Annotated in this window: 19 protein-coding genes; 10 read left to right on the top strand and 9 right to left on the bottom strand. The window is 53.3% G+C overall.

Going from position 1 to position 23,373, the window contains the following annotated elements; all coding sequences use genetic code 11:
- Positions 1-103: 103 nt before the first annotated feature.
- Complete coding sequence (gene mutS / locus AC3DKE_RS03635) at positions 104-2,770, bottom strand: DNA mismatch repair protein MutS (RefSeq protein ID WP_487990088.1); 2,667 nt, start codon at positions 2,768-2,770, stop codon at positions 104-106.
- A gap of 99 nt (positions 2,771-2,869) precedes the next feature.
- A complete protein-coding gene (locus tag AC3DKE_RS03630) occupies positions 2,870-3,871 on the bottom strand; it encodes an NAD(P)H-dependent flavin oxidoreductase (RefSeq protein WP_487990087.1) in 1,002 nt (333 codons plus the stop codon).
- A gap of 255 nt (positions 3,872-4,126) precedes the next feature.
- Here AC3DKE_RS03630 and AC3DKE_RS03625 point away from each other — a divergent pair, with 255 nt between their 5' ends.
- Complete coding sequence (locus tag AC3DKE_RS03625; RefSeq protein WP_487990086.1) at positions 4,127-5,290, top strand: NnrS family protein; 1,164 nt, start codon at positions 4,127-4,129, stop codon at positions 5,288-5,290.
- A 29-nt stretch (positions 5,291-5,319) separates the two neighbouring features.
- Here the strand turns inward: AC3DKE_RS03625 and AC3DKE_RS03620 are convergent, their stop codons facing one another.
- The 5 genes from AC3DKE_RS03620 to AC3DKE_RS03600 are packed head-to-tail and all read right to left on the bottom strand — an operon-like array spanning position 5,320 to position 9,978.
- Positions 5,320-5,721 carry a DUF488 domain-containing protein gene (locus AC3DKE_RS03620; RefSeq protein ID WP_487990085.1) on the bottom strand — a complete coding sequence of 134 codons (402 nt, stop codon included), beginning with the start codon at positions 5,719-5,721 and terminating at the stop codon, positions 5,320-5,322.
- On the bottom strand, positions 5,721-7,181 hold the full coding sequence (locus AC3DKE_RS03615; RefSeq protein ID WP_487990084.1) for an NAD-dependent succinate-semialdehyde dehydrogenase: 1,461 nt from the start codon (positions 7,179-7,181) through the stop codon (positions 5,721-5,723). Before AC3DKE_RS03615 ends, AC3DKE_RS03620 begins: the two co-directional genes overlap by 1 nt.
- Before the next feature lie 41 nt (positions 7,182-7,222).
- On the bottom strand, positions 7,223-7,663 hold the full coding sequence (locus tag AC3DKE_RS03610) for an acyl-CoA thioesterase (protein ID WP_340676176.1): 441 nt from the start codon (positions 7,661-7,663) through the stop codon (positions 7,223-7,225).
- Between the two features lie 6 nt (positions 7,664-7,669).
- Positions 7,670-8,821 (bottom strand): iron-containing alcohol dehydrogenase, encoded by a 1,152-nt coding sequence (locus tag AC3DKE_RS03605; RefSeq protein WP_487990083.1) that lies wholly within the window; start codon positions 8,819-8,821, stop codon positions 7,670-7,672.
- Entirely contained in the window at positions 8,821-9,978 is a 1,158-nt protein-coding gene (locus AC3DKE_RS03600) for an iron-containing alcohol dehydrogenase (protein ID WP_487990082.1), read from the bottom strand. The genes AC3DKE_RS03605 and AC3DKE_RS03600 overlap by 1 nt, the downstream gene beginning before the upstream one ends.
- 104 nt (positions 9,979-10,082) lie before the next feature.
- Here AC3DKE_RS03600 and AC3DKE_RS03595 point away from each other — a divergent pair, with 104 nt between their 5' ends.
- From AC3DKE_RS03595 to csrA, 6 genes are all read left to right on the top strand, one after another.
- A complete protein-coding gene (locus AC3DKE_RS03595; RefSeq protein WP_487990081.1) occupies positions 10,083-10,634 on the top strand; it encodes a CinA family protein in 552 nt (183 codons plus the stop codon).
- An 82-nt stretch (positions 10,635-10,716) separates the two neighbouring features.
- Positions 10,717-11,766 (top strand): recombinase RecA, encoded by a 1,050-nt coding sequence (recA, locus tag AC3DKE_RS03590; RefSeq protein ID WP_340676180.1) that lies wholly within the window; start codon positions 10,717-10,719, stop codon positions 11,764-11,766.
- A gap of 11 nt (positions 11,767-11,777) precedes the next feature.
- Positions 11,778-12,278 (top strand): regulatory protein RecX, encoded by a 501-nt coding sequence (locus tag AC3DKE_RS03585; RefSeq protein WP_487990080.1) that lies wholly within the window; start codon positions 11,778-11,780, stop codon positions 12,276-12,278.
- Positions 12,279-12,425: 147 nt separating this feature from the next.
- Positions 12,426-15,071 carry an alanine--tRNA ligase gene (gene alaS / locus AC3DKE_RS03580; RefSeq protein WP_379067968.1) on the top strand — a complete coding sequence of 882 codons (2,646 nt, stop codon included), beginning with the start codon at positions 12,426-12,428 and terminating at the stop codon, positions 15,069-15,071.
- A gap of 69 nt (positions 15,072-15,140) precedes the next feature.
- On the top strand, positions 15,141-16,370 hold the full coding sequence (locus AC3DKE_RS03575; RefSeq protein ID WP_340676183.1) for an aspartate kinase: 1,230 nt from the start codon (positions 15,141-15,143) through the stop codon (positions 16,368-16,370).
- Positions 16,371-16,514: 144 nt separating this feature from the next.
- A complete protein-coding gene (gene csrA / locus AC3DKE_RS03570; protein WP_340676184.1) occupies positions 16,515-16,712 on the top strand; it encodes a carbon storage regulator CsrA in 198 nt (65 codons plus the stop codon).
- A gap of 16 nt (positions 16,713-16,728) precedes the next feature.
- Here the strand turns inward: csrA and yihG are convergent, their stop codons facing one another.
- Positions 16,729-17,631 (bottom strand): 1-acylglycerol-3-phosphate O-acyltransferase, YihG family, encoded by a 903-nt coding sequence (gene yihG, locus AC3DKE_RS03565; RefSeq protein ID WP_487990079.1) that lies wholly within the window; start codon positions 17,629-17,631, stop codon positions 16,729-16,731.
- A gap of 217 nt (positions 17,632-17,848) precedes the next feature.
- On the opposite strand from yihG, the gene nhaB reads away from it, so the two are divergent.
- Both nhaB and AC3DKE_RS03555 read left to right on the top strand, forming a co-directional pair.
- Positions 17,849-19,366 carry a sodium/proton antiporter NhaB gene (gene nhaB / locus AC3DKE_RS03560; RefSeq protein ID WP_340676186.1) on the top strand — a complete coding sequence of 506 codons (1,518 nt, stop codon included), beginning with the start codon at positions 17,849-17,851 and terminating at the stop codon, positions 19,364-19,366.
- Between the two features lie 4 nt (positions 19,367-19,370).
- Positions 19,371-20,531 carry a GNAT family N-acetyltransferase gene (locus AC3DKE_RS03555; RefSeq protein ID WP_487990078.1) on the top strand — a complete coding sequence of 387 codons (1,161 nt, stop codon included), beginning with the start codon at positions 19,371-19,373 and terminating at the stop codon, positions 20,529-20,531.
- Between the two features lie 43 nt (positions 20,532-20,574).
- On the opposite strand, the gene AC3DKE_RS03550 is transcribed toward AC3DKE_RS03555, so the two are convergent.
- Positions 20,575-22,062 (bottom strand): SulP family inorganic anion transporter, encoded by a 1,488-nt coding sequence (locus AC3DKE_RS03550; protein WP_340676188.1) that lies wholly within the window; start codon positions 22,060-22,062, stop codon positions 20,575-20,577.
- Between the two features lie 172 nt (positions 22,063-22,234).
- On the opposite strand from AC3DKE_RS03550, the gene AC3DKE_RS03545 reads away from it, so the two are divergent.
- A partial coding sequence (locus tag AC3DKE_RS03545; RefSeq protein ID WP_487990077.1) for a TonB-dependent receptor occupies positions 22,235-23,373 on the top strand: 1,139 nt, incomplete at its 3' end.

The following is a 23,373-nucleotide window of genomic DNA, read 5'->3' as shown; positions in this document are numbered from 1 at the left end:
CCGGTGACTAATGACTAATGGCGGTTAGTTTACTGTCGCAGCATCAGTGTGGCAATTGACTCATGCTGAGTAATTCTATCAGCAGCACTGATAGTGATGATGACTACAGTTGTTTTTTCAGCGCATAAATCAGCTCAAGCGCTTCACGTGGGCTCAGGCTATCTGGATCGATCTGGCGTAACGACAGCTCCACATCGCTAGGTTGGCGGGTGGCGAATAGGTCTGCTTGCGGGTTGTCGTTGCGCAGGCTGAGTTTGCGTGATGTGTTGCGCTGAGGTGTGTCGGCAGCTACGGCAGTTGGTGGTGTATCTGCCGGTAAGGCAGCTGGCGTGGCGAGAGCGGCAAGCGGTTCGCTATAGCGCAGGCTCACGCTTTGCGATTCGAGCAGAGCTAAGCGTTCACGCGCTCGGCTAATAACTTCTGCTGGCACACCCGCGAGCTGTGCGACTTGCAGGCCGTAGCTTTGGCTGGCGGGACCAGATTTTACTGAGTGTAAAAACACCACATGGCCATCATGTTCGGCAGCGGCTAGATGCACGTTGGCGACACCTTCGAGCAAATCAGGAAGTGCCGTGAGTTCAAAATAGTGCGTGGCAAACAAGCTTAAGGAGCGGCATTGCATAGCGAGGTATTCTGCCGCCGCCCACGCCAGTGAGAGGCCGTCGAAGGTGCTAGTGCCACGGCCGATTTCATCCATGATGACTAGGCTGTGTGGTGTCGCATTATGCAAAATAGTGGCGGCTTCGGTCATCTCGACCATGAAAGTGGATCGGCCAGAGGCGAGGTCATCTGATGAGCCAATACGCGTGAAGATGCGATCGACTGGGCCAATGCTGGCAGCGCTGGCGGGCACATGGCTGCCGATATGCGCGAGCAGCACAATGAGCGCGGTTTGCCGCATATAGGTGGATTTACCGCCCATATTCGGGCCAGTGACCACCAACATACGCTGCTCGTTGTCGAGGCGAAGATCATTGGCGGTGAAAGGCTCGCTGAGTAAGCGCTCGACCACAGGGTGGCGGCCGGCCTCGATGGTAATGCCGGGTTCGTCGAGCAGTGTTGGTTTGGCCCAATTCAGCGTATCAGCGCGCTCGGCGAGACAGACTAGCGCATCTAACTCGGCTAGCGATTCGCAGAGTGCTTGCAGCGGTGTGAGTTCAAAGATGATGGCATCGAGCAAGTCTTCAAACAGCTGTTTTTCGCGTGCCAAGGCTCGGGCCGAGGCCGACAGCGCTTTATCTTCGAAGGCTTTGAGTTCGGGCGTGATGTAGCGCTCAACATTTTTCAGCGTTTGGCGGCGAATGAAATGTGCTGGCGCTTGCTCTGCGTGTAGCCGCGAGAGCTCGAAGTAATAGCCACTGACGCGGTTATAGCCAATTTTTAGTGCGGCAATGCCAGAGGCTTCACGCTCTTTTGCTTCTAGCGCGAGCAGGTAATCGCCGGCGTTTGTGCTTAAGCCGCGCAGCTCATCGAGGTCAGCATCGAAGCCATCGGCGATAACGCCGCCATCGCGCAAAACTGCTGGCGGCGCTTCAACCACGGCGCGTTGTAAGAGATCTGCCAGCGCGGGTTGTGGTGCGATGTTGCCGGCTAGCGCTTGTAGGCGTGTGGATTGGCGGATGCTAAGCCATTGCGCAAAATCTGGGATGAGTGCGAGTAAATCACGTAGACGTGCCAGGTCGCGCGGGCGGGCGCTGCGCAATGCCACGCGCGAAAGTACGCGCTCGCCATCGCCCATATCAGCTAGTGGCTGGCTGAGTTCATCCCAGGCATGGTCAGCGATGAGTTCATCGATGGCTTGTTGGCGCCAGAGCAGAATTTCACGTACACGAATAGGCTGATGCAGCCAGCGTCGCAATAAGCGGCTGCCCATAGCCGAGCGAGTTTGGTCGAGAATGCCGGCCAAAGTGCTACGTGTATCGCCTGCGAGGGTATGGGTAATTTCGAGATTACGCCGCGTTGCGGCATCGAGTTGCAGTGTGTCTTTGGCATTATCGACTTGGATACCACGTAAATGCGGCAGAGCATTGCGCTGGGTTTCGCGGGCATAGACTAGCAAAGCGCCAGCGGCGGCAATGGCACTGGGCATCGCTTCGCAGCCAAAGCCCTGTAGGTCATGCACGCCGAATTGTTGGCAGAGCTGACGATGACCGCTGTCACGATCGAAATGCCACGGTAAGCGTCCACGTAGACCGCGCTGGCCTTCGAGCTGGGCGCGCCAAGAAACATCTTCGGGGTAGAGCACTTCAGCTGCTTGGATGCGTGCGAGCTCGCCGAGCACGTGGTCAATGTCGCTGAGTTCCTGCACATTAAAGCGGCCGCTAGACATATCTAAATAGGCCAAGCCCCAGCGTTCATTTAGGCAGACTAACGCGGCGAGTAGCGTATCGCGGCGCTCATCTAAAAAAGCGTCATCGCTCACGGTGCCAGGCGTGACCACGCGCGCGACTTGGCGCTCCATTGGGCCTTTTTGTGCGCCGGCTTCGCCGACTTGCTCGCAAACCACCACCGATTCGCCGTGGCGAATGAGGCGGGCGATATAGTTTTCCGCGGCATGGTACGGAATGCCGGCCATCGCGATAGGTGCGCCAGCCGATTTGCCTCGCGCCGTTAGCGTGATGTCGAGCAGGCGTGCGGCTTTTTTGGCGTCATCGAAAAACAGCTCGTAAAAATCGCCCATGCGATAGAACACCAGCTCATTGGGGTGTTCGGCTTTGATGCGCAAATATTGTTGCATCATTGGCGTGTGTTGGGCGTTATCGCTGCTCATAGATGAAACAAGCCTAGTGTTTGCTGGCCACAAGCTAAAGGTGCGTGGCCGATGAGTGAGGGCTGGGAGGATAGCAAACCCAGCCATCAGGCACTAATGCTATGGCAGTTGATTCAAGCGTTGGGCCGCGTCTTCAGCGATTTGTTGAAAGCGCTCGGCGGCGCTGCACAGCGTAGAGATTTGGCTGCACGATTGGCCGCAATACAGCGCCATGTCGTCGAGCTTACCGGTGGCGCCAACGAGTGGCGAGTCGGTGGAAAAGATATACACCGGCTGACCATCTTGATGGCCAATTATCAGGTCGCGATCGGCACTGTCGTATTCGCCACGAGTGGCGGCATTGGTCAGTACGCGCACGGGCGCGGCCTCATGCCAGTTGCGCGCAAAAAGCGTGGTGTATATGGTTTCATCGGCTTCGGCCGCCAACACGCGCTGCTTATGATGCAGGTGAGCATTGGCCTCGTGAGTAGCTAGGAAGGCTGTGCCTAAGCTCACGCCTTGAGCGCCAAACATCATTGCCGCCGCCACAGCTTGACCGCTTGCGATGCCGCCAGAGGCTACCACCGGCACATCACAGTGCTGAATAATTTGCGGCAATAAAGAGAGTGTTGAGGTTTGGCCACGAACATGACCGCCGGCTTCTTGGCCTTGCACGATCAATACATCAGCGCCGGCAGCTTGCGCGGCATCGGCATCGCACTGATAGCCCACTTGATGAATCACGGTTTTGCCGAGGCTTTTTAAGTAGCGAATCAAGGCCGTGTCGACTTCCCAAAACAGCACAAACGTAGACACATCTAGATCCAAGCAGGTGTCGACTTGTTCTTTCAATAGCGCTGCGTTGGTGCAGGCCGGAATTAAGTTCACGGCAAATGGCGCTTGGCTGAGTTCGCGCAATGCCAAGATCTCACTGCGGATTAATGCGGCTGGCTCGCGCACCATGCCGAGCACACCAAAACCGCCGGCATTGCTAACGGCAGCGGCAAGCTTATGGCGCGCGACACCGCCCATACCGGCGAGCATGATTGGATACTCACAGCCTAAAATTTTCAGCAGCGGGGCGCTACGCTGAGTCAGAGCATTTAGGCTGTGGTTTGGCATGCCTTATTCCATTGTCTGAGAGGCGTGCTATAGGGTGCAAATAGTCGCCGATAGGTTGCTGAGTAAGTCGCTTTCGAGCGAGGAGGTTACCGAGGTATTCATCGGCTCGGTGGAGCCGACTTTAGGCCCGAAATAGCTGGCCTAGCAAGTCAATACAATGCTCTTCGCGGACATGGCGACTCCGAGTGCCACCATAGCTGCATTCTTCTCCAAAGAAGCATATTATTTACCTGTTTATTTTTGGAGAGTTATGCGATGTCGCTGATGAATGATCGTTTTACCGTGCTTGCGCATCCATTTCGCATCTTCTTTTTAAGCTCGGCGATTATGGCCGCCGTGCTGATTCCGCTCTGGGTGTATCTGCTCACCAGCGGGGTGAGCGCGCACTTGGCATTGCCACCGATGCTCTGGCATCAGCACGAAATGCTGGCGGCGTTTTTATATCCAGCCATTGCCGGCTTCTTGCTCACCGCAGTCTGTAATTGGACGGGTACGCCGCCACCGGCCCGTAGTCATTTGCTCATGCTCTGGTTGGTCTGGCTTGCCGGTCGCCTAGCAATGGGCTTTGGCCAAGGTTTTGAAGTAGTGGCGGCCATCGTTGATTTGGCATTTATGCCGATGGTGGCCTGCTTTTTTGGCCTGAAAGTGTGGCGCACCAAGCAAAAGCGCCAGCTGATTTTAGTCTGTGGCATCTGCCTGTTTTGGCTCTTGGATCTTGGCTTTCATATCACCGATCAAGTACGTTTTTTTCACGCACAAATCTTATTGGCGGGCGCATTAATTTTGGTGGTGGGCGGTCGTATTACGCCAGCATTTACCAATAATTGGTTGCGCCAAAATGCTCCACAAGCGCCGCAGATCGCTAGTCATGAGCGCTTAGATCGCATTGGCTTGATCATGGCCGTGTCGCTGGTATTGACCCAAGCCATGTTTGCCCAGCTATCACCGCTTGGTGCCGTGATGGCGCTAGGCGCTGGCGTGGTGACGTTAGCTAGGTTGTGGCAATGGCGATTGTATTGGGTGAGGCAGGAGCCATTGCTTTGGGTGCTACAGCTTGGCCAACTCTGGGTTGCTATCGGTTACATACTGTTTGCTTGCACGGCGCTAGGTTGGTTGCCAGCGAATGTGTGGCTGCATGCACTTGGTGCCGGCGCTATGGGAACGATGATCTTAGGTGTGATGACGCGAGTGTGCATGGGGCATACCGGTCGTCCGCTTAAGTTGCCGAGTGGCGGCGTATGGATTTATATCTTGGTGACAGCTGCTGTGTTGGTACGCTTAGCGGCGGCACTGAATTGGATTGCGCTGCCGCTGGGATGGTGGTTGGCAGCGGCATTATGGAGCTTGGCTTTCGGCCTATTTTTGCTGCGTTATAGCGGTATTTTGCTGGCGCCTCGCCCTGATGGAAAGGCAGGCTGATTTATAGGTCGCGCTAAACTACGTGCTAATTAATGCGGAAATTGCGCGGCATAGCACAGCGATGAACTTGGGTCCTGCTGCTTATCCAGCGCATCCTCGAGGAAGTCAGCAAGCACGCGCGCATGGCTGGTGTCGGGGTCGCGCGCAGCAAATAGCAGAGTTATTGGGCCATCTTGCGCCATGCCGAGTAAATTCATCCAATGCGATGGTTCAGCGTTAAGCTCTTGCACATAGCTCTGACTAAACTCCTCGAAGCGCTCTTTGCGATGGCCATACCAGGTGCGCAATGCAGGGCTGGGCGCGGCGTCTTTGCACCAGTCATCGAAAGGTAGGTCTTGCTTGCGCACACCGCGCGGCCAGAGGCGATCAACAAAAATACGACGGCCATCATCAGGGCTAGGCTCTTCGTAAACACGTTTGATATTGACCATCAGCGCGCGCTCATACCGCCTAAACATAAATACTGTGTTTCTAAGTATTCGTCGATGCCATATTTCGAGCCTTCACGGCCAAGGCCGGACTCTTTTACCCCCCCGAATGGCGCCATTTCGTTGGAAATAATGCCTTCATTGATACCTACCATGCCGTATTCCAAACGCTCGGCCACCGACCATAATTGCTGCAAATTGCGGCCATAAAGGTAAGCGGCCAACCCCGCGCTAGTGTCGTTGGCTAGGGCTACGGCGTGGTCGGCGTCGCGGATGCGAATGAGCGGCGCAACTGGGCCAAAGCTTTCTTGCTGCGCGATGGGCATGTCGTTGCTGACGTTTAGCAGCACGGTGGGTTGATAGAAGCTGCCACCGAGTGCATGGCGTGCGCCGCCCATGGCGACATGCGCGCCAGCGGCGATGCTTTCATTGACCAGGCGTTCGACTTTATCGACTGCGGCGGCATTGATTAGCGGGCCGATGGTTGTGCCCTCGTCGACGCCATTGCCAACGACAAGTTTTGCTACGGCCGCTTGTAGTTTTTCGGCAAAGGCATCGTAGATTTTTTCATGCACCAAAAAGCGGTTGGCGCAGACACAGGTTTGCCCGGCGTTACGATATTTAGAGGCTAGCGCCCCGACAACGGCTGCATCTAAGTCAGCGTCTTCGAGCACGATAAACGGGGCATTACCGCCAAGCTCTAGCGACACGCGTTTAACCGTGTCGGCGCAGGCGGCCATGAGTTTTTTACCCACCGGTGTCGAGCCAGTGAAGGACAATTTGCGCACGATGGGGCTTTGCGTGAGCACTTCGCCAACGACAGATGCGTGAGCTGAAGTGATGATATTTAACACGCCATCAGGCAGGCCGGCTTGCTTGCCGAGCTCAGCTAAAGCCAGCGCACAAAGTGGAGTAACGCCGGCGGGTTTGACCACTGAAGTGCAGCCGACTGCAAGCGCCGGTGCGACCTTGCGCGTGATCATGGCGATGGGAAAGTTCCACGGCGTAATCGCGACAGTAACGCCGATCGGCTGCTTCAGTGCGATTAATCGGCGATCAGGTGTAGGGCCAGGAATGACATCGCCATAGGCGCGTTTGCCCTCTTCGGCAAACCACTCAATAAACGAAGCACCATAGGCGACTTCACCACGTGACTCAGCCAAAGGCTTGCCTTGTTCGGCGGTCATCAGCTGCGCAAGATCTTCTTGGTTGGCCATAATGAGGTCGAACCAACGCTTGAGAATTTGGCTGCGCGTTTTCGCTGCCAGTGCTCGCCATGCTGGTAATGCGCGCTCGGCGGCCTCGATAGCTAATTGTGTTTCCGCAGCGCCCATATCGGGCACATCGGCAATGTGTTCGCCAGTGGCTGGGTTGTTAATGGCATAGGTTGCGCCAGAGTTGGCCGCCTGCCATTTGCCATTGATAAAAGCGAGTTGGCGCAGCAGTGAATTACTAAATGTCATGATGCTCTCCGTAAAATAGTGCTTGCACGAGGTTTGCCAGCTCAGTGGCCTATCAGCAATGGTATGAGTGCGGCACGTGTGGCCTGTGGAATGGCAACCGATTGGCTGCTGGCGCGATCAACATAAACATGGACAAAGTGGCCAACAGCGGCTGGCGTGTCGTCGTCATTACGAAATAGGCCGATCTCATAGCGCACACTGCGTGTGCCCAAATGTGCGACTCGCACACCGGCGGTGATGGTGTCGGGGAAGGCAATGGGCGCTAAATAGTTGCAGTGAGTTTCCACCACAAAAGCGATTTCGCTGCCGTGATGTATGTCGAGCACGCCAGCATCAATCAGGTAGCGATTCACCGCGGTGTCGAAAAAGCTGTAGTAATTAACGTTGTTCACATGGCCGTAAATATCGTTGTCCATCCATCGTGTGGGCATGCTCAGAAAATGCTTGAACGTGTCGCGGGTGTTGAGTTTTAGGTCTTTCATTAGGGCTTAATACACCGACTGATAAATCGCGAGGGCGTCAGCTAATGTGACCTCGCGCGGGTTATTGATGAGCAAGCGCTGTACGGCCATGGCATCTTGCGCCAATAGCGGCAGGTCGGCCTCGCGCACGCCATTGCCGCTAAGCGTTTGGGCAAATGGCATCTCGGCGACTAATGCAGTCATGCGCTCAATAAAGGCTAGTGAGGCTACTTGGTCGTCGCTGCTGGCTTGAATATTTAGCGCGCGCTCTAGCTCTGCATACAGCATGGCGGCAGCGGGTTGGTTAAAGCGCAGCACGGGGCTGAGCACTAGTGCGTTGGTTAGGCCGTGCGGCAAGTGATAGCGCCCGCCGAGTGGATAGGCCAGTGCATGCACGGCAGCTACCGGCGCGTTGGCGAAGGCCATGCCGGCGAAAAGCGAACCCATGAGCATGGCTTCACGCGCATCGGCATTTTTCGGCTCAGCGAGCACGGTACGGATATTGTCGTGCAGGGCTTTTAAGGCTTGCAACGCGAGCGCATCCGATAGGGGGTTTTTCTTGTGACGACTGGTGTAGGCCTCGATCGCGTGCACCATGGCGTCAATGCCGGTCGCAGCGGTGATGGCTGGCGGCAGGCCTAGCGTAAGCGTGCTGTCGAGCACAGCAATATCGGGGTAGAGAGCGCTTGAAACAACGCCTTTTTTCTCATCAGTAGACGTTGTGAGAATGCTAATTGGCGTGACTTCCGAGCCTGTGCCCGCCGTAGTCGGCACTTGGATTAATGGCAGGCGCGGGCCTCGTGCGATATCGACGCCATAAATGCTTGGGATGTCTTGCGGTGTGCGCACTAACAGCGCCACTAATTTCGCCGTATCCATGGCACTGCCACCGCCAAAGCCAATCACTGCATCGGCCCCACTGGCGATAGCTTGAGCTACCGCTGCTTGCACGCTAGCCTCGGGTGGGTCGGCCAACACATCGGTATATAAAGTGTGCTTTAACTTTTCAGCCCCTAGGCCTGCGAGTAGCGACTTTGTTAGTCCGCTATTGTGCAAAAACGCATCGGTGACGATAAACACATGGCTGGCGCCTAAGCCCTTCGCTAGCTCACCAATTCGTGCTGCACTGCCTTGCTCGCAAACAATGCGAGGGCTGGTTTCGAAATTAAAACTGGCCATTACAGCGCGGCCTCTAAGACCTTGCGGCTAACCTCAGGCGTGATGGTTTGACGCTCACCGAGCTTGACCATGCCGTGCGCTTTTAGCTGCTCAATAATGGTTTCGATGTGCTGCTCGCCAAGGCCATAAGCACTAAGTGTGGTGCCCACGCCTAGGCGTTCGAAAAACTCTCGGGTGCGCTCAATGGCGGCACTGATGCGCTCATTTGGCGTACCAAAGTTGATGCCCCAAATGCGTTCGGCGTACTGCACCAATTTGTCTTGCTTGGCTTCGCGCTGGATGTCGAGCATGGCCGGCAGCACTACCGCCAGAGTTTGCGCGTGATCGAGGCCGTGCAGTGCAGTGAGTTCGTGGCCGATCATATGCGTCGACCAGTCCTGCGGCACACCGGCGCCAATTAGGCCGTTCAAGGCTTGGCTGGCGGCCCACATCAGGTTGGCGCGTACATCGACATTGTCGGGCTCGCTAAATGCACGTGGGCCATCCTCGATGAGCGTAAGCAAAATGCCCTCGGCGAAACGATCTTGAATTTTGCCATCGACGGGGTAAGTCAGATATTGCTCAACAACATGGACGAAAGCATCGACTACGCCGTTGCCAACTTGGCGCTTCGGCAGCGTTAGGGTTTTGCTTGGATCCATGACAGCGAATTGTGGAAACAGTAACGGGCTGCTAAAGGCCATTTTGCTATGCGTGGCGCGAATGGTGACCACCGCGCCGTTATTGGTCTCGGAGCCAGTGGCAGCTAGTGTGACGACCACACCAAGTGGGAGCGCTTGCTTAACCGAGCGGCCACGACTGGTTAAGATGTCCATGGTTTCGCCATCGTGATGAATGGCGGCGGAGATGAATTTGCTGCCATCCATGACCGAGCCGCCACCGACAGCGACGATATAGTCTGCTTGTTCGCTGCGGCCAAGCTCAACGGCCTGCATTAAGGTCTCAAAACTGGGGTTGGGTTCGATTCCGCCGAACTCGATAATATGGCGATCGCCCAGCGCTGCTTTGACTTCATCTAGCGTGCCGGTAGTTTTCACGCTACCGCCGCCGTAAGTCACTAGCACGCGAGCATTGGCGGGCACTTCCTTGCTCATTTGGGCAATCATGCCAGCGCCAAAAAGAACTTTAACGGGGTTGCGGTAGCTGAAATTAAGCATATAAAAAACCTCGGTTGGACATCGCGACAGTGCAAAATGACGTCTACACTGAGGCAGAGACAGCAGAAAAAGCATGTCTTCGAGCATACTGTTTTGGAGCTTAAATGTCTTATTTGATCAGCCCTTATGCCGCTATCGATGAAGGAGATATCACACTCATCATTGCTGCTGCTCATGTGCTAGGTGCAACATTACAGACGCATGGCTTGCGTGTGAGCACCGTCGAATCTTGTACTGGCGGCGGTATTGCGCAGGCCATTACTGAGGTTGCAGGCAGCTCGGCGTGGTTCGATATGGGCTGGGTGACATACAGCAATGCCGCGAAGACTCAGCTCGTCGGCGTGCCAGCAGAGCTTATTGCTCAGCATGGCGCTGTTAGTGAGGCGGTCGTTCGTGCAATGGCTGAAGGCGCTCGACAGGCATCTGGCGCATCGTGGGCGGTCGCGGTTAGCGGCGTCGCAGGCCCTAGTGGTGGCATGCCCGAAAAGCCAGTTGGTTTGGTTTGGATGGCTTGGGCAGGGCCGCAGGGCACAGTGGCTGAGCATAGTTACTGGCCAGCTTCGCGTGCAGTGGTGCGCTGTCAAACCGTCTATCGGGCATTGAGTCAATTAAATACATTGCTGTTGGCTAGCGCAGGGCATGCCCCTGTGCCATAATACTGTACGAAAGGACAGCAGTGACGTATGGTCGCTGCTTCACACATTTTTCAATGCGCGTTAAGTGCGAGGGTTGAGCCTTATGAATGACAATAAACAAAAAGCGTTGGGTGCAGCACTAGCTCAGATTGAAAAGCAATTTGGCAAAGGTTCAGTGATGCGCTTGGGCGATCAACCGGCGAGTGGTGCCATCCCTGCCATTTCTACCGGTTCGCTGGGCTTAGATATTGCCCTAGGCATTGGTGGTTTACCGAAAGGCCGTATTGTTGAAATTTATGGCCCAGAGTCATCGGGTAAAACTACGCTCACATTGCAAGTCATTGCGGCCTGTCAGCGTGCTGGTGGTACCGCTGCATTTATCGATGCCGAGCATGCTCTCGACCCGCAATACGCTGGCAAGTTAGGTGTAGATATTGAGAATTTACTGGTATCACAACCAGATACCGGCGAGCAGGCATTGGAAATTGCCGATATGTTGGTGCGCTCTAACTCAGTCGACATCATCGTCATTGACTCAGTGGCTGCATTAACACCTCGCGCTGAAATTGAAGGCGAAATGGGCGATACACACGTCGGTCTGCAAGCTCGTTTGATGTCGCAGGCGCTGCGTAAAATCACCGGCAACATCAAGCGCTCTAACTGTTTGGTTATCTTCATTAACCAAATTCGTATGAAAATTGGCGTTATGTTTGGCAGCCCAGAAACCACTACCGGCGGCAATGCGTTGAAGTTCTATGCTTCGGTACGCTTGGATATTCGCCGTATTGGCGCAGTGAAAGAGGGTGAAGAGATTGTTGGTTCTGAAACTCGTGTGAAGGTGGTCAAAAACAAAGTGGCACCACCCTTTAAGCAGGCTGAATTCCAGATTCTCTATGGCCAGGGTATTAACCGCCAAGGCGAAATTGTTGACCTAGGCGTGAAGCTTGGGCTGATCGATAAAGCTGGCGCTTGGTATGCCTATCAGGGCAATAAAATTGGTCAAGGCAAAAGCAATGCCTGCAATTTCTTAAATGAAAATCCCAAAATCACCAAAGAGATTGAAGATCAGATTCGTGATCAGCTCATTGGTCCAGTTGGGGCATTGCCCGATGATGTAGATGAGCCGGATGCGCTAGAGCTAGCCGACCTTTAAGGCGATTAGTGGTGGCAGGCTTCGGATTTCGGCGCGGTGGCAAGTCAGCAATTGATGAGCCGCTTAGCGCTGAGCAAGTCTGGAGTCGCCTACTTGCTTGGCAAACACGCCGCGAGCACACGCAGCATGAGCTCAAAGCAAAGCTGTCGCAGCTAGGCGTAACGAGTGAGTTGGCTGAGCAATCGCTGGCTAAACTTGTAGATTACGGCTTACAAGATGATGACCGTTGTGCAGAAGGCATCGTGCGCGGTCAGTTGCAGCGCGGCCGTGGTCGTCGAGCCATTGCTCAGCGTTTGCAGCAAAAGGGCTTGGCTGCTGAGCATCCAGCCTTGGATGAGCAAACAGAGAACCTCGATTGGGTAAAAGAGGCGGCCACACTGCTGCAGCGTCGTTTTGGCGATACACCAATCGACGACCCCAAGGCTCAAGCCAAACGCGTACGTTTTCTGCAATATCGTGGCTTCAGTTTGGCGCAGGCAATTGAAGCTATGAAGTCTCTCAAATCAAATTAATTTAGCTCTAAGTAGGCCTCAAACGTCGGATTAGCTGCGAACAGTTGCGAACTCGCGCTATAATTGCGGGTTATTTGCGATAACGTATTTGCCTATTTTCGTAAGTAGAGATAGGTATTGTTGTCATTGACTGGTTCGGAGCGGTAGATGAAAAGCGCTGATATTCGCGAAGCATTCTTGCGATTTTTTGAGCAAAAAGGGCATACCCGTGTGGCATCAAGCTCTTTGGTGCCAGCAGATGACCCGACTTTGCTATTTACCAATGCCGGTATGAACCAGTTTAAAGAGTGCTTTTTAGGCATTGATAAGCGCAGCTATACCCGTGCAGTTTCCTCGCAAAAGTGCGTGCGAGCTGGCGGCAAACATAATGATTTAGAAAATGTCGGCTACACCGCGCGCCACCACACATTTTTCGAAATGCTCGGTAACTTCAGCTTCGGTGACTATTTCAAGCGCGACGCCATCCACTACGCATGGGAATTTCTCACCTCTGCTGACTGGCTGAATATTTCAAAAGATAAGCTCACCGTTACGGTCTACGCCAGCGACGATGAAGCCTATGCTATTTGGCAGAATGAGATTGGCGTTCCAGCTGAGCGCATCATTCGCATTGGTGATAACAAGGGCGCGCCTTATGCCTCAGATAACTTCTGGGCCATGGGTGACACGGGTCCATGCGGCCCCTGCAGTGAGATTTTCTATGATCACGGCGCTGATATTCCAGGTGGCCCACCAGGCTCGCCTGATGAAGATGGCGATCGCTTCATCGAGATCTGGAATAACGTCTTTATGCAATTTAACCGCACCGCCGATGGTGTCATGCATCCTTTGCCGGCGCCCAGCGTCGACACCGGCATGGGCTTGGAGCGTATTTCAGCGGTTATGCAGCATGTGCATGCAAACTACGAGATTGACCTGTTTCAATCACTATTAAGTGCTTCGGCCAACGCGATTGGCTGCGAAAACACTAATCAATCATCATTAAAAGTGGTTGCGGACCATATTCGCTCATGCGCATTTTTAGTGGCCGATGGTGTGTTGCCATCAAACGAAGGTCGCGGCTATGTCTTGCGCCGCATCATTCGTCGCGCCTGCCGCCATGGCAATAAATTAGGCGCCGAAGGCCCGTTTTTCTCACGCATTGTGTCTGCTTTAGTGGGGGAGATGGGTGCTGCTTACCCTCAGTTGAAAGCGCAACAAGACGAAATAGCCCGTGTGTTGCTAGCAGAAGAAGAGCAATTTGCCCGCACATTAACGCAGGGCTTACGCATTTTAGATGCTGATTTGGCTGACTTAGTAGGCACGGAAATCCCAGGTGCCACAGTGTTTCGCCTCTATGATACCTACGGCTTTCCGGTCGACTTAACAGCAGACATCGCTCGCGAGCGCGACCTAAGCCTCGACATGGATGGCTTTGAGCAAGAAATGCAGGCCCAGCGCGAGCGCGCCCGCGCTAGCTCACGCTTCGATGTCGACTATAACGCTGTCATTACGCTCGATGGCGCCACGCAATTTATTGGCTATGAACACGCTGCAAGCACAGTGCTTGTTCGAGCCATATATCGCGATGGCCAGCGCATAAATGAAGCTAACGTCGGCGATAAAGTAGCTATCATTCTAGATAAAACGCCATTTTACGCAGAGTCTGGCGGTCAAATCGGTGATTCCGGAACACTTCAGGCCCATGGCTTACGTGTAGACATCAGCGATACGCAAAAAAGTGGTTCACATCATGTGCATCAAGCCATTGTTAGCGAAGGTGTATTGAAAGAAGGCCAGCCAGCCGAAGCAGAAGTAAACAGCGATATCCGGCGCTCAACTGCACGTAACCACTCAGCCACACACTTGCTGCATGCCGCTCTTCGCGAGCTACTCGGCGATCATGTGCAGCAAAAGGGTTCTTTGGTAACCGCTGACTATTTACGCTTTGATTTCTCGCACTCCGAGGCCGTAAGCCCAGAGCAGCTGCGTGCGTTGGAGTCTAGGGTTAATGGTCAAGTCTTAGGTAATACCGCGGTGCAAACCGAGTTGACCGATATCGATACCGCGCGCACTCGCGGCGCAATGGCATTATTTGGCGAAAAATATGGCGATGTCGTGCGTGTATTGAGCATGGGTGAGGCCAATTTTTCGGTTGAGCTTTGTGGTGGCACGCACGTTAAGCGTACTGGCGATATCGGCGTTTTACGCATTACCAGTGAGTCGGGTGTGGCGGCCGGTGTGCGTCGGATTGAAGCGCGTACTGGCTTAGGTGCTTTAGCATGGCTAAATCAAGGCGAGCAAACGCTGTCGGAGCTTTCAAGCTTAGTTAAAGCCAATCGCGACTCAGTTACAGCAAAAGTGCAGCAGCTACTTGATCGTCAGCGTGAATTGGAAAAAGGCATTGATCAATTAAAGTCAAAAATGGCTGCAGCTGCTGGTGCCGATTTAGCCAAGCAAGCGACAACGATAGCCGGTGTGCCTTTATTGGCCGCTCGACTCGATGGCGTTGATGCTAAGGCTTTACGTGAAAATGCCGAACGCCTGCGTAATCAGCTAGGTGATGCCGTAGTATTGCTGGCCAGCGTTGTCGATGACAAAGTTAGCTTAGTAGCCATGGTGAGCAAGCCATTAACCGCGCGAATTAAAGCCGGCGATGTGGTCAGCTATGTCGCGCAGCAAGTTGGCGGAAAGGGTGGTGGGCGCCCCGATATGGCAATGGCCGGTGGCACACAACCCGAGCATCTAGACAGTGCTTTAAGCTCATTAGCAGCGTTTGTAGAGGCACAATTGAGCTCTAGCATTAAGGCCTAAGCGAGCACTTAATTTAGCAATACCTGGCCGTTTGCATAAGCGGTCAGTTGAGACGATGAGAGAAATACTATGGGAATAATGGTACAAAAGTATGGTGGTACATCGGTAGCCAACCCTGAGCGCATTGAGGCAGTTGCCGATCGTGTGAAGCGTTGGCATGACCAAGGCCATCAGGTAGTAGTCGTATTGTCGGCAATGAGTGGCGAAACTAATCGCCTGATCGCTTTAGCGAAAGCCATTACCGACGAGCCAACACCGCGCGAAATGGATGTCATGCTCTCCACTGGCGAGCAAGTCACTATCGCTTTATTGGCGATGGCGCTGATCAAGCGTGGTATCGACGCTAGATCATATACTGGCACGCAAGTGGCAATCCGAACTGATAGCGCCCATACCAAAGCGCGCATTGAAGCGATTGACGACGCGCGCATCCGCGCTGATCTTGATGCCGGTCGTGTTGTTGTTGTCGCCGGTTTCCAAGGTGTTGATGCCGATGGCAATATCACCACCTTAGGGCGTGGCGGTTCAGACACAACTGGTGTGGCATTAGCGGCTGCTTTAGGCGCCGACGAATGTCAGATTTATACCGATGTTGATGGTGTTTACACCACCGACCCTCGCGTGGTGCCACAAGCGCGCCGCCTCACCACCGTGACCTTTGAGGAAATGTTGGAGATGGCCTCGCAGGGCTCGAAAGTGTTACAAATCCGTGCCGTTGAGTTTGCCGGCAAATACAATGTTCCCTTGCGCGTTTTGTCGAGCTTTGGCGAAGGCGAAGGAACTTTAATTACAGTTGATCATGCAGAGGACGATATGGAAAAGCCCGTCATTTCCGGGATTGCCTTTAACCGCGATGAAGCCAAACTTACCGTGCGCGGTGTGCCCGATACCCCAGGGATTGCTTCACGCATTTTGAGCCCAATTGGCGATGCAAATATCGAAATCGACATGATTTTGCAGAACGTATCAGCTGATGGCAGCACCGATTTCACCTTTACCGTGGCGCATGGCGACTTGAAAAAAGCCATGGCTGTGCTCGAAAAGGTCGCGAAAGACGTTTCAGCGCGTGAGATCGTGGCAAATGGCAATATCGCTAAAGTGTCATTAGTGGGTGTTGGCATGCGCTCGCACGCTGGCGTGGCTAGCAAAATGTTTTCAGTGCTAGCGAAAGAGAATATCAATATCCAAATGATTTCGACCTCGGAAATTAAAATTGCCGTGGTAATTGACGAAAAATATTTGGAACTGGCCGTACGTTCTTTACATTCGGCCTTTGATTTAGACGCGCCGGCGCCTTAAGCTACGCATCTGTAAATGGCTTTGCGAGTTGTGTCACTGGGCGAGGGAGTGTCCCCAAAATATTACAATTGAGGCGTTACCCCTCGCAGCCAAATATTCATGGCCTATGTCTGTGCACTAGGCCAACACTTTGGAGTGGTGAACATGTTAATTTTAACAAGACGAGTGGGTGAGACCCTCATGGTCGGTGACGAGGTCACCGTGACCGTGCTCGGCGTTAAGGGCAACCAAGTCCGTATTGGCGTAAATGCACCTAAGGATGTCGCTGTGCATCGCGAAGAGATCTATCAGCGTATTCAGCAAGAGAAGCCCATCGACGACTCTGTCGCCGACGAGCAATAAGGCAAAAAGCGAGTGTTTAGCGTGTGGAACTTTCTAAAAGCGCGCTGATCCTCGCGTCTTTCTCTGCCCAGAGTGATGCTATCCAACGATGATAGCGACCACGAAACTGGGCATCAGACTCGTAGTCACCGTCGTAAAACTCGCTAGGGATAGTGATTTCACGAACATCAACGATTACGCGTCGCACATCACCGCAGAGAAACTCCCAAAAACCCACAGAGCCATCAGGATAAACAATCGTGATGTCTAGTAGGGCGTTAAGGCGTTCGCCAAAAGCCGATGTAGCAAAGGCAAAGCCACCTGACTTAGGTTTCAATAAGTGTTGGTATGGTGAGTTCTGGGCGGCATGTTTTTTCTCGGTGAAGCGCGTACCTTCTAAAAAATTCAATACCATCACGGGTAAGTCTTTAAACTTCTCGCAAGCTTTTCGCGTAGTTTCCATGTCCTTGCCTTTAAGGGCTGGATTTTTCGTGAGTTGTTCGCGCGTGTGGCGCTTCATAAATGGATAGTCCAAGCCCCACCAAGCTAGGCCCAAGAGTGGCACCCAAATCAGCTCCTGCTTTAAAAAGAACTTAAAGAATGGGGCCTTGTAGCCAAAGGCGCGCATCAAGACAAAAATGTCATTCCAGGATTGATGGTTGGCGCAGGCCAAATACTGGCCGCGGCGATTGAGATTGGCGGGTAGGCGAATGTCCCAGTCGATGCGCATGAGGTGGTTGGCGATCTGGCTATTACAGGCGGCCCATGTTTGTGCGAGTAAAGACATGACATCCGAGATCACCAGACGCACGGATTTGATGGGCAGAATGAGCTTCAGTATCACCAAAATATAGAGCTGCGACACCCAGAACACAGTATTGGTGAGCAATAGAATGGCCATAATGAGGCCATGAAGCGGGCGTGGCAGAAAAGAAATCATAGTTGGGCTCTGAAAAGGCAGTTGCTAAAGTGTGCCATTACAGGTGTGCATAGCAAGTATTTTGAGCACAGTTCTTGTGGATAGGTTTTTTGCCCTGCCGTTAGCACCCAAGTCGTGCTAGTTTTCCATGCCGCCAACGGAGCCCTCGCTCAGGGTCACTTTGCGGTGGCGCGAAAGCTTGCGTAATCGTTAGCGCTCAAACAATAAGAGAACCATCATGTCCAAGCCATTTACTCACGCCTTAATGCGTAACTTTTTAGGTCACTCGCCACTTTGGTATAAATGGACCATTCTCACTTTTTTAGCGATTAACCCGGTACTCATGTGGGCACTTGGCACCTATATAACGGGTTGGATAATTGTCGCTGAGTTTATTTTTACGCTAGCGATGGCGCTGAAATGTTATCCATTGCAGCCTGGTGGGCTACTGGCTATTGAGTCGGTGCTGATTGGGATGACGACCTCCGACACCGTGTATGCAGAGGTGTCGCATAACCTGCCGGTCATCTTGCTGCTGATGTTCATGGTGGCGGGCATTTACTTCATGCGCGACTTATTGCTTGTGATGTTTACTAAGCTCTTGGTTGAAGTGCGCTCGAAGGTGCTTTTGTCGCTGATGTTTAGTTTGGTCGCAGCTTTGCTGTCGGCATTTTTGGATGCACTCACCGTGACCGCTGTGATTATCAGCGTGGCGGTCGGTTTTTATGGCGTCTATCACCGCGTGGCTTCTGGCAAAACATCGCAACAAGAGCATGAGCTCCACGACTCCAGCGACGACGCTGAAGTGGAGCTACACCGGAGTGACCTCAAACGTTTTCGCGGCTTTCTGCGCAGCTTGCTGATGCATGCGGCAGTGGGTACTGCGCTGGGCGGTGTTTGCACCATGGTTGGCGAGCCGCAAAACTTATTGATTGCCAAGGTTGTGGGCTGGGACTTTATTACCTTCTTCCTAGTTATGGCGCCAGTGACTATGCCGGTATTGGTTGCCGGTCTATTAACTTGTGTGGTGCTGGAGAAAACTCGCTGGTTTGGTTATGGCGAAACACTGCCTGATGCTGTGCGTGATGTGCTCTCAGACTTTGCCAAGCGCGAGCAGTCACGCCGTGGCAGGCAGCAGCAGGCGGCGCTTATCATCCAAGCCATTGCCGCTGTGATTTTGGTCTTAGGCTTAGCTTTTCATGTCGCAGAAGTAGGTTTGATTGGCCTGCTGATCATTATTCTAATCACAGCATTTAATGGCGTAACAGACGAGCATCAAATCGGTAAAGCATTCGCTGAAGCGCTGCCATTTACGTCATTGCTGGTGGTGTTCTTTGTCATCGTTGGCGTTATTCACGATCAGCATTTATTCACACCAATCATCAATGCTGTGTTGTCGATGCCGAAAGATATTCAGCCAGCGATGTTCTTCTTAGCGAATGGATTATTGTCGGCAATTAGCGATAACGTCTTTGTTGCCACGGTGTATATCGGCGAAGTGAAATCGGCGCTAGATCAGGGCAGCATTACGCAAGCTCATTTTGAGCACTTGGCGATTGCCATCAATGCTGGCACTAATATTCCCAGTGTGGCTACGCCCAACGGTCAGGCCGCGTTTTTGTTCTTGCTGACTTCGGCGATTGCGCCTTTGGTGCGTCTGTCCTATGGTCGCATGGTGATCATGGCGCTGCCATACACCATCGTCATGAGCAGCGTTGGTTTGATCGCGATGATCTTGTTCACTGGCAACTCCTGAAGACGTGTCGGATAAAGCATCGGAGAAGGCTTCAGAAGGGCAACTACGCACACTGGCGAGCTTGCGCGAGGTTGCCGCCAGTGATTGGGATGCTTTATTTGATGGCTCTCAGCCATTTCTGAAGCATGGCTTTCTCAGCAGCTTAGAAGATAGCGGCTCGGTCACAGCCGCTATTGGTTGGCAGCCGGCGCATCAGCTACTCATTGGCGATGACGGTGTGCCGCTGGCTGCTGCGCCGAGCTATATAAAAAGTCATTCGCGTGGCGAATATGTGTTTGATTCGGGTTGGGCCGATGCCTGCCATCGTGCCGGCATCGCGTATTACCCCAAGCTACTCACCGGCATTCCATTCTCCCCAGTGACGGGCGCGCGTTTTGGCGGCTCACTCGTGCATCAGCAAGCGCTGATCTTTGCTGTTCAGCAGCGTGTGGAGAGTGAGGCTTTATCGAGCTGGCACATCAACTTCACATCAGCTGAGCAGACGCTTTTGCTTGATGAATCGTCGAGTTTACTGGCGCGCGAAGGCGTGCAGTTTCATTGGCAAAATCCTGGCTGGCGTGACCTGCAAGACTATCTAGATGCATTGCGATCATCGAAGCGAAAGAAGTTTCGCCATGAAATAAACGCTGTCAGCCGAGCAGGCATTAGTTATGACTGCCTGCAGGGCCATGAGCTGAGCGAGGCGCAGTGGGATTTTGTCTACGCTTGTTATAGCAATACCTATCACGAGCGTGGCCAGCAGCAGTATTTGACGCGGGCATTTTTCAGTCTGCTAGCAGAACGTTTGCCGCAAGCTATTCGTGTTTTGATTGCTAAGCGTGGTGATAAGCCGGTAGCAATGGCATTTTACTTAGTTGGCCGCGATAGCTTGTTTGGCCGTTATTGGGGCGCGCTGGAGCCAATTGATTCGCTGCATTTCGACGCCTGTTTTTATCAGGGCATGCAGTTGGCGATGCGCGAAGGCTTATCGCACTTCGACGCCGGCGCTCAGGGCGAGCACAAGCTATTGCGCGGGTTTAGACCGGTGATTACGCACTCATGGCATCAACTCAAACACCCTGGCCTTCGCGAGGCGGTGGCAAGCTTTGTGCGCGATGAGGCGGTGAGTGTTCGAGCCTATGCGCTCGATGCTGAGCAGCATTTGCCGTATCGAAAAGAAGACTAGCCTGCGAGGCATGAGTTTAGTGTCTCGCAGGCTCTACAGAGCCTTAGTGCTCGAGGATTTTATCCGCAGCATCGGGCTTATCGTGTATCGCGAAGCGGTCAACGATGGTCGCACTGGCTTCATTCAGGCCTAAGACCACGACGGTCGCGCCTTCGCGGCGCAATTTCATCACCACTTTATCGAGTGCCGCCACCGAGGTGACATCCCAAAAGTGCGCGCGGGTGAGATCGATCACCACATGGCGAATGTCTTCTTTTAAGTCGAAGGCATCGATGAAGCGATTGGCTGAAGGGAAGAAAACCTGGCCAACAATGCGATAGGTGCGTGTTTGCTTATCTTCGCTGAGGGCAGAGTCGATGGTGAGGAATTGCGAGATCTTATGAGCAAAGAATAGCGAGGCCAAGAGCACGCCGGCCAATACGCCATAAGCAAGGTTATGCGTAGCCACCACGACAGCAACGGTCGTGACCATGACGATATTGGTCGATAGTGGGTTCTTTTTCATGCTCAGAATGGAGCCCCAGTTAAAGGTTCCGATCGACACCATAATCATCACCGCGACCAAGGCGGCCATCGGGATACGCGACACCCAGTCGCTCAAAAATACTACCATCAATAGCAATACAGCGCCGGCGGTGAAGGTCGATAAGCGCGTGCGACCACCTGATTTTATATTGATGACAGACTGCCCAATCATCGCGCAGCCGGCCATGCCACCAAACATGCCGGAGGTGATGTTTGCTATGCCTTGGCCTTTGCACTCACGATTTTTGTCGCTGGGTGTGTCGGTCATATCGTCAACGATAGTTGCGGTCATCATCGACTCCAGTAAGCCAACCACGGCTAAAGCGGCGGAGTAGGGGAAGATGATCATCAGTGTTTCGAAGTTCAGCGGTACTTCTGGCCAGAGGAAAATGGGCAGTGTATCGGGCAGATCACCCATATCGCCGACGGTACGAATATCGACACCAAATGCTAGCGCAACAGCGGTTAGCGACAGAATGCAGACTAGCGGTGAGGGAATGACGCGGCCGATTTTCGGGATATAAGGAAATAAATAGATGATGCCTAGGCCGGCAGCTGTCATGGCGTAGACCGGCCAGCGCACATCGGTAAGTTCTGGCAACTGCGCCATAAAAATCAGGATGGCGAGTGCGTTAACAAAGCCGGTAACCACTGAGCGCGAGACAAAGCGCATGAGGCTGCCAAGGCGTAAATAGCCCGCAATGATCTGTAAGACTCCGCAGAGCAGCGTGGCGGCAAGCAAATACTGCAGCCCGTGGGTTTTCACCAACACCACCATAAGCAGTGCCATGGCACCAGTGGCGGCACTGATCATGCCGGGGCGGCCGCCGACAAATGAGATGGTTACCGCGATGCAAAATGCTGCATACAAACCGACTTTTGGATCCACGCCGGCTATCAGTGAGAAAGCGATTGCCTCAGGAATTAGGGCGAGGGCGACGACTAAGCCGGCAAGAAAATCAGCACGCGGATTAGACAGCCATTGCTGCTTGAGAGTCTGGGTCATGCGAGAAAGCATCCTAAAAACACAGGCCGAGGCAAAAACCATCGGAGCAAAGCGGGCGCATAGGATAGCGGATTATCGTGTTTCAGGCATATAAGTGAGTATTTTTAGTAAATAGGAATTGTTATCGTTCAGATTTAGTATAATAATTGGCTCAGTCTTAAGGAGAGTGTGCATGTTTGTGAAGTCCCCGTTGGTGCAGGCAGTAAGCCTTGTGTTGTGTGTGTCCCCCGCCTTGGTGAGCGCTGCTGAAGCCCCAAAAACATTACCGACAGTATCGGTTACGGCGGCTGCAGAGCTGGCCACTGATGGTTATCAAGGTGTTGGTAGCCGCTCAGCAATGAAAACCAATACAGCGCTGAAAGACACGCCGCAGTCCATTAGTGTGATTAGCCGCGCCCAGCTTGATGATCAGTCGGCACAAAGTTTAGCCGACGCCGTGAAGTACACGCCCGGCGTGAGCTTTACTCAGGGCGAGGGCAACCGCGATCAAGTAGTTATTCGCGGCAATGTCTCAACTGGCGACTTTTATGTCGATGGCCTGCGTGATGACGTCCAGTATTATCGCGACCTCTACAATATCGACCGCGTTGAAGTCTTGCGTGGCGCCAATGGCTTAGCGTTTGGCCGTGGCGGCAACGGTGGCGTGATTAATCGTGTGCAAAAAGAAGCGAGCTGGTCGCCCGTGCGCGAGCTAACCGTTTCTGGCGGAAGCTATGGCCATATGCGCGGTGCTTTAGACATCGGCGGTGGTTTGAGCGAGCGCGTCGCTGGTCGCGTTAACGTGGTTAGCGAACAATCCGACAGCTTCCGTGATGGCGTCGAATTACGCCGCAATGGCATCAGCCCGACACTTACTATTCAGGCCACAGACGCGACAAAGATTGTCCTCGGTGCTGAATACTTTAATGATTTGCGTGTTGCTGACCGTGGTATTCCTTCGCAAAACGGAAAGCCATTTAAAACTGACGAATCCACATTTTTTGGTAATGCCGCGCAAAGCCCAACGGAGACTACCGTGAAGGCGTTGAATGCTTCGGTAGAGCATCGCTTTGCTAATGGCGTGCTGCTAACCAACAAGACGCGCTTTGCTGATTACGACAAGTATTATCAGAATGTTTATGCTGCCGATGCTGTGGGTAAGCAAGCAGCAGGCATGGTTAAAATCAAAGGCTATTACAACGATACGCAGCGCACGAATTTGTTTAACCAAACCGATGCGCAGTTTAACTTTGTCACAGGTAGCATTAAGCATGAGCTGGTGACGGGTGTTGAGCTGGCGCGTCAGGATTCGGATGACTTCCGCATTGATGC

This window comes from Paraperlucidibaca sp., assembly GCF_982810325.1.
Note: the sequence above shows the minus strand (reverse complement) of the source record. Positions and strands in the feature narration are given on the sequence as shown.